The organism is Burkholderia sp. CpTa8-5, assembly GCF_017815045.1.
Taxonomy (GTDB): domain Bacteria; phylum Pseudomonadota; class Gammaproteobacteria; order Burkholderiales; family Burkholderiaceae; genus Burkholderia; species Burkholderia sola.
The window spans coordinates 295,083-307,085 of sequence record NZ_JAGIQD010000007.1 but is presented as its reverse complement, the minus strand read 5'-3'; the positions used below and the strand labels follow the sequence as shown (position 1 = coordinate 307,085).

Sequence of the window (12,003 nt, the reverse complement as noted above, 5' to 3'; positions counted from 1 at the left end):
ACCCATGTTTTTTGCAACCGCACAATGGCATCCATTCCATTGCCAATGACAATTCAATGATTCGACGCAATACGGATTCATTCCGCGGATTCGCAGGCACAACAAAGCGCCGGACCAAATAATGCCCCGCAAGGCCCGCCCGGCAAGGCGCCTTTACTTCGAACAGGCGAACGATCCCGTTCGGCGAGATACCAATTAATCGCGAAACGGCGATCAATCTCGACTCGAGCCGATTGAATAAAATCGAAAGGATCAGTTAATTGAAAGGAAAGGAATATTGTCGTATCTGGAATTTATTAAATTAAGTGAAAATACCGGCGCATAATAGGTTCCGGATTTATCGCCGTAAAGTAAGAATTTGTTACAGCGCTCGCCATTCGGATAAAAGGCAGTCCGGGACCGATTCCAGACGACGCAAATGAAAAAGCCGGACGGCTGTCCGGCTTGTTGAAGGCGGCGGGTTGAGCGCCGTCAGAGCGGCACGTCGATCGTGCCGACGCCGACGGAAATCGCGTTCGCGCCCGGCGCGGCCGAGATCGGCGGCAGGTTCGCGCTCGTCAGCGCGGGCGCGGCGCCCGGCGTGCCGCCGCGCGGCACCGTGCGGATCACCTGCGACGGCGGCAGCGGCGCGCCGTTCTTCAGGCGCTTCCACATCAGGTTCAGCGCCTGCACGTTGTAGTAGTGAACCGGCACGAAGCGCGTGTCGAAGCCCGGCACCGACAGGAACGCGTCGAAGTGCTGGCCGTTCGTCACTTCGTAGAACACCAGCTGGCTGCGCCCGGCTTCGCTGATGCCGTTCTGCGCGACGTACGCGCGCGACGCGTGGTTCACGGGCACGAGCGCGTCGCTGCGGCCTTGCACGATGATCGCCGGCTTGCCGTGCAGGTTCGCGTTCACGCGCACCGCGTCGACGTTCGCGGGCATCCCGAGCATCCCGTTCGTCCACAGCTGGCGCAGGCACAGCGCGCCCGCGAAGCTCGCATCGGGCGTCGCGAGCCGGTGGTCGACGCCCGCGCCGTTGTTGAACACGAGATTGATGCCGGCCGTCGGCGGCACGCCGTTGCCGACGCCGAACACGGCCGGCATCGGCGACGCGGCGGGCGCCGCGACCGCGCCCGTCGCCGCGTTCGTCGTCGCGAAGCTGAAGTTGCACAGGTTGTCGGTGACGCGCGAGCGCGTGTACGCGTTCGCATAGGTGACCGCGATCGCGGGAATCGCCTGCGAATCCCACATCGCCGCCTGCAACAGGTCGGAATCGGCCAGATAGCCGGCCGCATGGAGCTGCGCGAGCGCGTCGGCCGCCTGGCTCTGCGTGTCGGCGCCCGCCACCAGCCCGGCCGCGGCGAGCGTTGCGCAGCGCTGCGTGCGGATCGACTGCGTGGTCGCGGACGGCAGCGCGCTCAGGTACGGCGCGCCGGCGAGCGACGCCGACGCGGCCGCGCACGGTTCCAGCAGGTTCGCGAGCGTCGCGTAATCGGCCAGCGGCCGGCCGAACGACGGCGCCGGCTGGCCGCCCGTCCGGACGACCGCATTCGGCGCCATCCGCACGTTGATTTGCGGCTCGCCGACCACGACCGCGGTAATCCAGCCGCGGCTGTCCTGCTCGGCCGCCGCGAGCGACGCGCCGCCGCCGTTGCTGACCGACGCGGCGATCGTCGTGATGTCGCCCGCGCGATAGCGCACGGCGTGATGCGTGCCGTCGATCAGCGGGCCGAACTGCTCGTTGAGCGCCCAGTATGCGAATTCGACCGCCTGCAGCGTCACGCGCCCCCAGTCCTGTTCCGGATTCTGTTGCGAATGCGCGTGCTTGAACGCATAGCGGTTCGGGAAGCGGCCGTTGAACGCGGCGAGATCGCCGCTCGTCACGTTCGCGGTGAACAGGCTCGCGGTGCCGGCCAGCACCGCGTCGGCGAGCGTGCCGTCGATCAGCGTGACGGTGTCGGAGCCGAGCTCGTGCGCGCCGTTGCCGCCGCCCTTGTCGTTGTAGGCGACCGCGCAGCCGCGCTTGAGCGCCCATTCGCCGGCCGCGGAAATCGCGCCGTACACGCCCCGCGAGCCGGACGACGTCGCGGTGACGATGCAGGGCTGTGCGGGATTGAAGCTGGCAGGCACCTGCACGAGCAGCGTCACGTTCTTGGCGCCGCTGCCGTCGTCGGCATACGCGAGATATTCGGTGCCGGGGATCTTGCCTTCACCGAGCGTGTCGTTGCCGTCGAGGTCGACGTTCGGCCCCCAGAAGCGGCCGTAGCCGCCGTTCGCGCTCATGTCGACGAGCGCGCGGTAGTTCGACCAGATCGCGAGGCGGCGCAATTCGGCGCTCGTCGGCCGCGACGGGTTCGCGAAGCCCGGCGCGGTCGCCGCCGCGAGGCCCGTCTTGCCGAGGCCGGCCGTCAGCAGGTCGTCGCTCGCGCCGTCGTAGGCCGTCGTGCGCACGCTGCCGGACACGAAGCCGGGCAACCGGTTGCGCTCGGCCGACTCGTCGCCGTTGCAGGCGCCGAGCATCGCGACTGCGGCCAGCGCCGCCCCCCACACCACCCGCTTGCCCCACCCGAACTTCGTCATCGCCGCCCCCTCGATATCGTTATCGGTCCGTCGCCGCGCCGCGCGCGGCTGTCGGCCCCCTGAAGCGCAAACGGGCCCCGGCATGCCGGGGCCCGCCTGAAACGGGCGCGCGCGGCGCTCGCGCGCCGCCGCCCGGCGTTACTGCTGCTGAACCGTCAGCTTGTTCGTGACCGACGTCACACCGCTCACGCCCTTCGCCGCCTCTTCCGCCTTGTCGATCTGAGCCTGGTCGGGCACCGTGCCCTCCAGCGTGATCGCGCCGCCCTTCGAGCGCACGACGAGGTTCGCCACGTCGATGCCGCCTGCCTTCGTAATGGCCTTGCGCACCGCATAGCCGAGCTTGCGGTTCGCCTTCTTCGCGGTTTTCGCGGCGGCTTTCGGCGCGCTCGTCGCGGCCGCCGGCGCTTCCGTTGCCGCTGCGTCGCTCGACTGCGCATATACGCTGCCCGACAGACAGGCCGCCACGGCGGCGACGCCCAACGCTCTCAACACGATCGACTTCATGCTATCTCCTTATCACTCCGGAACGGCCGTGCACAGTACGGCCGGATACCCCCAAAAACAGCCGGCCCGCGCGCGAACGGGCGGGACAGCCGGTGTTTTCCACGGCGATACGAGAGAGGCGTCACGGGCCGGCGGCCGGCGCACGCAAAAGCGGGCCGGTCGGGCCGGGCAGCCGCCGGCCGGACGCGCCCGGCCTCATGACGTGCCGGGTCGCGCGCGAATCGGGCGCGGCTGCGTCGCACAATGTAATCCAGCGCCCGCCGAAGCGCAAAGCTTTTGACGCCGGGATGCCCGCCGCCGTCGCGGTGCCGCGGTGCAATACCGCCCCGACTCGCGCAGGCGCAGGGAAACCGGGTACCATCGCCGCGAGAATCCGCATCGTCCCGCGACGACCGTCACCGATGCGTCACGCCAGCGTCATCCGCCGATCCCATGAAGCCTGCCCGTCCCCGCCCGCCGCGCCGCATCCTCGCCCGCTTCGTCGCCGTGTCGTGGCGCGACCTCGCGCTGTCGATCGGCCCGACCGTGCTGCTCGCCGGCGCGGCCGTCTGGCTCGCGGTCAAGCTGATCCAGCCGGCGCCGCCGTCCACGCTCGTGATCTCGGCCGGGCCACCCGGCAGCACGTACTGGAACGCCGCGCAGAAATACAAGACGATCCTCGCGAAAAACGGCGTCACGCTCGACGTTCAATCGTCCGAAGGTTCCGCGCAGAACCTCGCGCGGCTGTCGAACCCGAACGCGCCGGTCGACGTCGGCTTCGTGCAGAGCGGCATCGGCCCGAAGGAGCGCGACGAGCATCTGGTGTCGCTCGGCAGCATCGGCTACGTGCCGCTCGCGATCATGTACCGCGGCCCGGTCGTCGCGCGCCTGTCCGATTTCAAGGGCAAGCGGCTCGCGCTCGGCGCCGAAGGCAGCGGCGCGCGCGAACTGAGCCTCGCGCTGCTGAAGATGAACGGCATCGTGCCGGGCGGCCCGACCGAGTTGCTGCCGACCGCCGGCGAGGACGCCGCGACCGCGCTGCTCGACGGCAAGATCGACGCCGCGTTCCTGTCCGGCGACTCGACGCAGATCCCGGTGATGGCAAAGCTGTTCCGCGCGCCCGGCGTGCACGTATATTCGTTCACGCAGGCCGAGGCGTACGCGCGGCGCTTTCCGTATCTGACCGCGATCACGCTGCCGATGGGCGTCTACGATCTCGGCCGCAACCTGCCGCCGGCCGACATCCACACGGTCGCGCCGACGATCGAACTCGTCGCGCGCGACTCGCTGCACCCGGCGCTGTCCGACCTGCTGATCGAGGCCGCGCGCGAAGTGCACGGCCACGCGACGATCCTGCAGCACGCGGGCGAATTCCCGTCGTCCGTCACGCGCGGCTTTCCGCTGTCCGACGACGCCGCCCGCTACTACAAGTCGGGCAAGAGCTTCCTGTACCGGCGGCTGCCGTTCTGGGTCGCGAGCCTCGTCGACCGGCTGCTGGTCGTGGTCGTGCCGCTGATCGTCGTGCTGATCCCCGGGCTGCGGCTCGTGCCGTCGCTGTACGGCTGGCGCGTGCGCTCGCGCATCTACCGCTGGTACGGCGCGCTGATCGCGCTCGAGCGCCGCGCGCTCGGCGAACATACGGCCGAGGAGCGCGTGCAGTTGCTCGACGAACTCGACGACATCGAGGAAGCCGTGAACCGGATGAAGATGCCGCTCGCGTACGCCGGGCAGTTCTACGTGCTGCGCGAGCACATCGGCTTCGTGCGCGAACGGCTCACCGCGCACGACCAGGATGCGCCGGCGGGCCCGCCCGGCGCCGGCAATTCGCCGGCGCGCGCGGAAACCGGCCCGCCGCCGGCCGGCGATGGCCCCCGGGCGACTCCCGGTTCCGCGTGAGCGAACGATCCGCGATCATTGCTGCATGCGCGCGCTGCCGCGTAACATGGAGGCCGCCGCCAGGCGCCGCACGCCCCACCTTCTGGAGAACGACATGACAACCGGCCTCGATACCGCCCAACCCGCCTGGTTCTTCGACTTCGTGTCGCCGTTCTCGTATCTGCTGCTCGAACAGCACGACAAATGGCCGGACGTGCCGTTCAACCCCGTCGCCGTATCGCTGCCCGACCTGCAGCGCCACTGGGGCCAGCGCCCGAGCGCCGACGTGCCGGCCAAGCGCGTGTTCACGTACCGTCACGCGCTGTTTCGCGCGGAACAGCTCGGCATCCGCTTCAAGATGCCGCCCGCGCATCCATTCGATTCCGACAAGGTGCTGCGCCTCGCGATCGCGCTGCGCGCCGATATCGTGACGGTGCTGGAAATGTTCCGCTTCATCTGGCGAGAAGGCAACGATCCGTCGACGCCGGACGGCTTCGCGGCGCTGTGCGAACGCGTCGGCGTGAGCCACGGCGACGAGCTGATCGAATTCGAGGAAACCGCCGCGCAATTGGCCCGCAACACGGCCGATGCGATCGCGCTCGGCGTGTTCGGCGTGCCCACCTTCTGGATGAACAAGCAGCTGTTCTGGGGCGAGGACGCGCTGCCGATGGTGCTGTACTGCGCGCGCACGCCGAACTGGCTCGAATCGCGCGAGGTCAAGCGGATCAGCACGCTGCCGAAGGGCCGCGCGTGATGGGGTGCGTGATGGGGTGCGTGATGGCCGGTATCACGCACGGCAACGCGCGGCTGCGGTAAGGTTACGCGTCCCCCGAATCCCCCCCACCAATGGACGACGACGACCGTACCGCCTCGCTCGACATCTGGCTCGTGCGCGTATTGCGCACGCTGCTGCTCGAGCGCAGCGTCACGCAGGCCGCGCTGCGGCTGAACCAGACTCAGCCCGCAATCAGCACTGCGCTGCGCAAGCTGCGCGAGACGCTGAACGACCCGATCCTCGTGCGCGGCAAATCCGGCATGGTGCCGACCGAATACGGCGCGTCGCTGCTCGAAGCCGCGTCGCGCGCGCTGCGCGAGGTCGATTTCATCGCGACGCCGCACGGCGACTTCGATCCGTCGTCCGCGCGGCGCACGTTCCGCGTCGCCGCACCCGACTACCTGAACGATTTCTTCATGCCGACGCTGATCGAGCGCTTTCGCGACGCGGCGCCGCATGCGCATCTGGAAATCGATTCGCTGAATCCCGCGCTCGACCACGCGGGCGCGCTCCAATCGGGTGCGCTCGATCTCGTGATCGGCAACTGGCCGAAGCCCGACCCGCAGTTCGCGCGCCAGGACCTGTTCTCCGACACGATCGTGTGCCTGATGCGCGACGCGCATCCGCTCGCCCGCGAACCGCTCACGCGCGACGCGTATGCGTCGGCCGCGCACGTCGCGCCGACGCCGTACACCGGCGACAAGCGCAACGCGATCGAGATCGGCCTCGCGCGCGCACGCCTCACGCGGCGCATCGTGACGACGCTGCCGTATTTCGGGATCGTGCCGCAGGTGCTGCTGCAGTCGGACCTGATCTTCACGACGACGCGCCGCTTCGCGACGCACTATGCGCAACTGCTGCCGCTCGTCGTCGTCACGCCGCCCGTGCCGTTCCCGCGCATCAAGAGCTACCTGCTCACGCACCCGCAACCCGATCGGCCGACCGACATCGCGTGGCTGTGCGCGCTGATGCAGAGCGTGTCCGACGAACTGACGGTCGCCCGCACGCGCAAGCGCTGACGCGCGGCCAAAGCGCGGCGCGAAGTGGTCAGGCAGCGCGGCCGCTCAGGCCGTGCAGAAGGTTTCCTGCAGATGAGTCCAGCGCACGACGCCCGCCGCGTCGCGCGCGAACACGGCGGTCGCGCGGCGCGCCGGCAGTTCGCCCGCTGCCGCATGCTGCGTTTCGAGATAGGTGATCACCGCATGCGCTGCATCGGCCGCGAGCACGCGGATCTCCGACAGCACGATGTGCAGCCCCGGCTTCGCGCCGGCCAGCGTCGCGAACAGCGCGCGCATGCCGTCATGGTCGACCACGCGGCCGTCGGTCAGGATCATCGTGAAGTCGACGGAAAACGCGGCGAGCAGCGCATCGAGCGCCGCCGGCGCGGTATCGACGCCGGACAGCCAGCGCTCGATGGCGACGAGGCTCGCATCGAGCGCGTCGAGATAGACGGAGTGATCGGACATGGGGCGTGCACGGTGACGTGAAGCGCGGCCCGCTGCCGCGCGTTGTCGTGCAGTGTAGGCAAAAACGCGCGGTCGTGCGCCAGCCGCGCGGCATGACCGTTTTACCGCGCGTTTTAGCGCGCGCAGGACAGGTCGTCGCGTGCGCGCCCGGCCGCGGCCGCCTTCGCATTGGCCACCGGCATGCCCGAGCGGGCCTGCAGCAGCTCCGCGCAGACGGCCACCGCGATCGCGCCCGGTGCCTTGTCGACGATGCCCGCGACGCCGATCGGGCACACCATCTCGACGAGCCGCGCCGGATCGACGCCGCGCGCGGCGAGCCGGCGCTCGAACTTCACGCGCTTGGTGCGCGAGCCGATCATCCCGAAGTACGCGTAGTCGCGCCGCCGCATGATCTGCTCGGCGAGCGCGAAGTCGAGCGCGTGGTTGTGCGTCATCACGAGGAAGTACGCGCCGGGCGGCGCCGCGTCGACGACGGCCTCCGGCGTGTCGGTCGGCTCCGGCTGCACGTTCGGCGGACATTCGTCCGGGAACAGCTCGTCGCGCGTGTCGACCCACTGCACGACGCACGGCAGCGCGCCGAGCAGCGTGACGAGCGCGTGGCCGACGTGCCCCGCGCCGAACAGCACGATGTGCATCGGCGGCGGTGCTGCGGTCACGCGGTTGCGCTGGCCGGAGCCGGGCGCGAACGGCTGTCGTTGCGACGACGCGCTGCCGCACGCGCCGTCGCATCCGGCGGCGAACGCCTGAGACGCGGCACGCGGCGAACGAGCGGGGCCGTTCATGCCGGCCTCCGTCGGGCCGTGCCGCCGTGAGCGAGCAACGAACGAAGCAAGCGCAAAGAGCGTTTCATCTCAACCTGCCCGGCTCGCGCTCGCCGCACGCACCGCGCCGATCGCGCGCAGGATCGACTCGCCGGTGGCCGGCGCGTCGAGCGGCGGGTTCACCTGGTAGTCGCCGACCGCGGCCACCGCATCGCGCACCGCGAAGAACACCGAGAACGGCAGCAGCAGCGGCGGCTCGCCGACGGCCTTCGAGCGGTGGATGCTGTCCTCGACGTTGCGGTTCTGGAACAGCCGCACGTTGAACTCGGGCGGCGTGTCGTTCACCGTCGGGATCTTGTACGTGGACGGCGCATGCGTCATCAGCTTGCCGCCCGCGTTCCACCACAGCTCCTCGGTCGTCAGCCAGCCCATTCCCTGGATGAACGCGCCTTCGACCTGGCCGATGTCGAGCGCCGGGTTCAGCGACGCGCCGACGTCGTGGAGTGCGTCGACGCGCAGCGTGCGCATCTCGCCCGTCAGCGTATCGATCACGACTTCCGACACGGCCGCGCCGTACGAGTAGTAGTAGAACGGCCGGCCCTGCAGCTTCGATTGATCCCAGTGCAACTTCGGCGTCGCATAAAACCCGTCGGACCACAGCTGCACGCGCGCGAGATACGCCTTCGCGACCACCTCGCCGAACGGCACGCCATGGCCGCCGACCCACACGACGTCGTTGCCGAACTTCACGTCGGCCGCCTCGACGTTGCCGTCGCCGAACTGCTTCGCCGCGAACGCCGCGAGCCGCTCGCGCAACTGGCGCGCCGCGTCCTGCGCGGCCTTGCCGTTCAGGTCGGAGCCCGTCGACGCGGCGGTCGCGGACGTGTTCGCGACCTTGCTCGTGTCGGTCGCGGTCACGCGGATCCGGCCGAAGCGGACGCCGAGTTCGTGCGCGACGACCTGCGCGACCTTCGTGTTGAGCCCCTGCCCCATCTCCGTGCCGCCGTGGTTCACGAGCACCGAGCCGTCGGTGTAGATGTGCACGAGCGCGCCGGCCTGGTTGAAGTGCGTGACGTTGAACGCGATGCCGAATTTCACCGGCGTGAGCGCGATGCCTTTCTTCAGCACCGTGTTGCGGGCGTTGAAGGCGCGCACGCCCGCGCGCCGCGCGCGGTAGTCGCTCGTCGTCTCGAGTTCGCCGAGCAATTCGTGCAGCACGTTGTCCTCGACGGTCTGCCCGTACGGCGTCACGTTCCGTTCGGTCTTGCCGTACAGGTTCGCGTAGCGGACGTCGAGCGGATCGCGGCCGAGCGAACGTGCGATGTCGTCGAGGATGGTTTCGATCGCGAACGCGCCCTGCGGGCCGCCGAAGCCGCGGAACGCGGTGTTCGACTGCGTGTTGGTCTTGCCGCAGTAGCCGGCGATGTCGACGTCGCCGAGCCAGTACGCGTTGTCGAAGTGGCACACCGCGCGCGTCATCACCGGGCCCGACAGGTCGGCCGAGAAGCCGCAGCGCGACGTCATGTCGAGCGCGACGCCGTCGATGCGGCCGTCGTCGTCGTAGCCGACGTCGAAGCGGTAATGGAAGTCGTGCCGCTTGCCGGTGATCATCATGTCGTCGTCGCGGTCCGGACGCAGCTTCACCGGGCACAGCAGCTTCCATGCGGCGAGCGCCGCGCAGCACGCGAACAGGCCCGACTGCGATTCCTTGCCGCCGAAGCCGCCGCCCATCCGGCGGCATTCGACCAGCACGTTGTGCGACGCGACGCCGAGCACGTGCGCGACCAGGTGCTGCATCTCGCTCGGGTGCTGCGTCGAGCAGTACACGTGCATCCCGTCGTCGTCCTTCGGCACCGCGTACGCGATCTGCCCTTCCAGGTAGAACTGCTCCTGGCCGCCAAGCAGCATCTCGCCCGACTCGCGGTGCGGCGCGGCGGCGAGCCGCGCGGCCGCGTCGCCGCGCGCGAGCTTCAGCGGCGGGATCACGTAGGTTTCGGCCTTGCGCGCTTCCTGCGCGGTCAGGATCGCGGGCAGTTCCTCGTAGTCGACCTGCGCGCGCCGCGCGGCGAGCCGCGCGGTTTCATGCGACGTCGCGACGACGATGAACATCGGCTGGCCGACGAACTGCACGATGCCGTTCGCGAGCACCGGATCGTCGTGGATGATCGGGCCGCAATCGTTGACGCCCGGGATGTCGTCGGCCGTGAACACGGCGACCACGCCCGGCGTCGCGCGCACCGCGTCGAAGTTCATCGACACGATCTTCGCGTGCGGCTTCGCGGACAACCCGAGCGCCGCGTGCAGCGTGCCGGCGACGAGCGGGATGTCGTCGGTATAGGTCGCGCGGCCGCTCACGTGCAGGTGGGCGGATTCGTGCGCACGCGACACGTGCACCTGCGCGGCGTCGGCCTGCGGGTCGAGGGTGCTCAGGAACGGTTCTGCTTGCTGGTTCATGTTCGGTGTTCTCCGTCGTCAGACGCGTGCCGCGTCGTCGGCAACTTCAGCGCCTGCTTCGGCGGCCACTTCGCGCACGTTCAGCGCCTGCGGCGGCAGCGGGTCGTGCGGGCGCGTCTCCAGCCAGAATCGGAACATCAGGTTCTTCGCGGTATCGAGGCGATACGTGCTGGTTGCGCGCATGTCGGACAGCGGCTGGTAGTCGCGCTCGAGCGCCTGCATCGCGGCCTGCGCGGTGGCTTCGTGCCACTGCGCGCCGTCGAGCACGGCTTCCGTATGGGCAGCGCGCTTCGGCGTCGCGGCCATCCCGCCGAACGCGATGCGCGGCTCGCGGATCCTGTCGCCGTCCGCGATGAACGCGAACGCCGCGCACACGGCCGAGATGTCCGAATCGAACCGCTTCGACAGCTTGTACGTGCGGAACTGCAGCTTTGCACGGGCGCCGGTGCGGGTCGGCACCTTCACGCCGACGACGAATTCGTGCGGCGCCATGTCCTTTTGTTGATAACCGGTGTACAGCGCCTCGAGCGGCAGCTCGCGCACCGTGTCGCCGCCGCGCAGCACGACGCGTGCGCCGAGCGCGATCAGGCCCGGCATCGAATCGCCGATCGGCGAGCCGTTCGCGACGTTGCCGCCGAGCGTGCCCGCGTTGCGGATCGGCAGCGACGCGAAGCGCTTCCACATCTCGGTCAGTTCCGGATACGTGCCCGCCAGCGCCGCATAGGCCTTTTCGACCGTCACGCCCGCGCCGATCCCGATCCAGTCGTCGCCGTGCACGACCTGCTGCAGTTCGGCGATCTGGCCGACGTAGATCAGGTCGTCGAGGCGGCGCATCTGCTTGGTGACCCACAGGCCGATGTCGGTGCTGCCCGCGAGAATGCGCGCGTCGGGACGCTCGGCCTTCAGCGCGGCCAGCGCGTCGAGCGTGCGCGGCGCCGCGAAGCGCGCGCCGTTGACCGTCGCGTAGTCGAACGTGTCGTCGCGCTTGAGCGATGCGAGCGTGCGGGCGAGCGCGGCCGTGTCGACCGGCGCGGCCGGCTGCGGCGCGGCTTCGCCGGTCGCATCGAACATCCGCACCGCCGCATCGACGATCGGGCGATAGCCGGTACAGCGGCACAGGTTGCCCGTCAGCGCATCGGCGATCTCGGTGCGCGTCGGCACGTCCTTCGCCTTCGCGCACGCACTGCCGCAGCCTTCGTGGCCGTGCTTCTCGTACAGCGCCCACATCGACATCACGAAGCCGGGCGTGCAGAAGCCGCACTGCGACCCGTGGCAATCGACCATCGCCTGCTGCACCGGGTGCAGCGAACCGTCCGGCCGGCGCAGGTCCTCGACCGTGAGCAGCGCCTTGCCGTCGAGCGTCGGCAGGAACTGGATGCATGCGTTGACGGCCTTGAACTCGACCGCGCCGGCGTCGGTCAGCTCGCCGACGACGACCGTGCACGCGCCGCAGTCGCCTTCCGCGCAGCCTTCCTTGGTGCCGGTGCAATGCGCGTCCTCGCGCAGGTATTGCAGCACGGTGCGGGTCACGTCCGCGCCGCTGACTTCGCGGATCGCGTGACGATGGTAGAAGCGGATCGGCTCACTCATGTCTCGGTGTTTCTTCAAATGGGGGGCAAGGCGGCCT

General features: G+C 69.3%; 9 protein-coding genes. 3 read left to right on the top strand and 6 right to left on the bottom strand.

Annotated elements, in window-relative coordinates:
* Positions 1–471 precede the first annotated feature (471 nt).
* Both J8I35_RS14300 and J8I35_RS14295 read right to left on the bottom strand, forming a co-directional pair.
* On the bottom strand, positions 472–2,562 hold the full coding sequence (locus J8I35_RS14300) for a D-(-)-3-hydroxybutyrate oligomer hydrolase (RefSeq protein WP_209925811.1): 2,091 nt from the start codon (positions 2,560–2,562) through the stop codon (positions 472–474).
* 138 nt (positions 2,563–2,700) lie between these two features.
* Entirely contained in the window at positions 2,701–3,066 is a 366-nt protein-coding gene (locus tag J8I35_RS14295) for a BON domain-containing protein (RefSeq protein ID WP_050011705.1), read from the bottom strand.
* 432 nt (positions 3,067–3,498) lie between these two features.
* Here J8I35_RS14295 and J8I35_RS14290 point away from each other — a divergent pair, with 432 nt between their 5' ends.
* The 3 genes from J8I35_RS14290 (at position 3,499) to J8I35_RS14280 (ending at position 6,714) form a co-directional block, all read left to right on the top strand.
* On the top strand, positions 3,499–4,941 hold the full coding sequence (locus tag J8I35_RS14290; RefSeq protein ID WP_124555691.1) for a TAXI family TRAP transporter solute-binding subunit: 1,443 nt from the start codon (positions 3,499–3,501) through the stop codon (positions 4,939–4,941).
* A 94-nt stretch (positions 4,942–5,035) separates the two neighbouring features.
* Positions 5,036–5,674 carry a 2-hydroxychromene-2-carboxylate isomerase gene (locus J8I35_RS14285; RefSeq protein ID WP_124555690.1) on the top strand — a complete coding sequence of 213 codons (639 nt, stop codon included), beginning with the start codon at positions 5,036–5,038 and terminating at the stop codon, positions 5,672–5,674.
* A 92-nt stretch (positions 5,675–5,766) separates the two neighbouring features.
* Positions 5,767–6,714 (top strand): LysR family transcriptional regulator, encoded by a 948-nt coding sequence (locus J8I35_RS14280; RefSeq protein ID WP_050011708.1) that lies wholly within the window; start codon positions 5,767–5,769, stop codon positions 6,712–6,714.
* Positions 6,715–6,759: 45 nt separating this feature from the next.
* Here J8I35_RS14280 and J8I35_RS14275 read toward each other — a convergent pair whose 3' ends face one another.
* From J8I35_RS14275 to xdhA, 4 genes are all read right to left on the bottom strand, one after another.
* Positions 6,760–7,161, bottom strand: a complete 402-nt coding sequence (locus tag J8I35_RS14275; RefSeq protein ID WP_209925810.1) for a nuclear transport factor 2 family protein — start codon at positions 7,159–7,161, stop codon at positions 6,760–6,762.
* Between the two features lie 113 nt (positions 7,162–7,274).
* A complete protein-coding gene (xdhC, locus tag J8I35_RS14270) occupies positions 7,275–7,943 on the bottom strand; it encodes a xanthine dehydrogenase accessory protein XdhC (protein ID WP_209925809.1) in 669 nt (222 codons plus the stop codon).
* 69 nt (positions 7,944–8,012) lie between these two features.
* Positions 8,013–10,376: a xanthine dehydrogenase molybdopterin binding subunit gene (gene xdhB / locus J8I35_RS14265; RefSeq protein ID WP_209925808.1), complete on the bottom strand. Its 2,364-nt coding sequence runs from the start codon at positions 10,374–10,376 to the stop codon at positions 8,013–8,015.
* Positions 10,377–10,394: 18 nt separating this feature from the next.
* Positions 10,395–11,966: a xanthine dehydrogenase small subunit gene (xdhA, locus tag J8I35_RS14260; protein ID WP_209925807.1), complete on the bottom strand. Its 1,572-nt coding sequence runs from the start codon at positions 11,964–11,966 to the stop codon at positions 10,395–10,397.
* Positions 11,967–12,003 lie beyond the last annotated feature (37 nt).

What these genes read in the sequence shown, in the direction of transcription:
- J8I35_RS14300 (WP_209925811.1), bottom strand. Translation starts at nt 2,562, where the DNA reads ATGACGAAGTTCGGGTGGGGCAAGCGGGTGGTGTGGGGGGCGGCGCTG.
- J8I35_RS14295 (WP_050011705.1), bottom strand. Translation starts at nt 3,066, where the DNA reads ATGAAGTCGATCGTGTTGAGAGCGTTGGGCGTCGCCGCCGTGGCGGCC.
- J8I35_RS14290 (WP_124555691.1), top strand. Translation starts at nt 3,499, where the DNA reads ATGAAGCCTGCCCGTCCCCGCCCGCCGCGCCGCATCCTCGCCCGCTTC.
- J8I35_RS14285 (WP_124555690.1), top strand. Translation starts at nt 5,036, where the DNA reads ATGACAACCGGCCTCGATACCGCCCAACCCGCCTGGTTCTTCGACTTC.
- J8I35_RS14280 (WP_050011708.1), top strand. Translation starts at nt 5,767, where the DNA reads ATGGACGACGACGACCGTACCGCCTCGCTCGACATCTGGCTCGTGCGC.
- J8I35_RS14275 (WP_209925810.1), bottom strand. Translation starts at nt 7,161, where the DNA reads ATGTCCGATCACTCCGTCTATCTCGACGCGCTCGATGCGAGCCTCGTC.
- xdhC (WP_209925809.1), bottom strand. Translation starts at nt 7,943, where the DNA reads ATGAACGGCCCCGCTCGTTCGCCGCGTGCCGCGTCTCAGGCGTTCGCC.
- xdhB (WP_209925808.1), bottom strand. Translation starts at nt 10,376, where the DNA reads ATGAACCAGCAAGCAGAACCGTTCCTGAGCACCCTCGACCCGCAGGCC.
- xdhA (WP_209925807.1), bottom strand. Translation starts at nt 11,966, where the DNA reads ATGAGTGAGCCGATCCGCTTCTACCATCGTCACGCGATCCGCGAAGTC.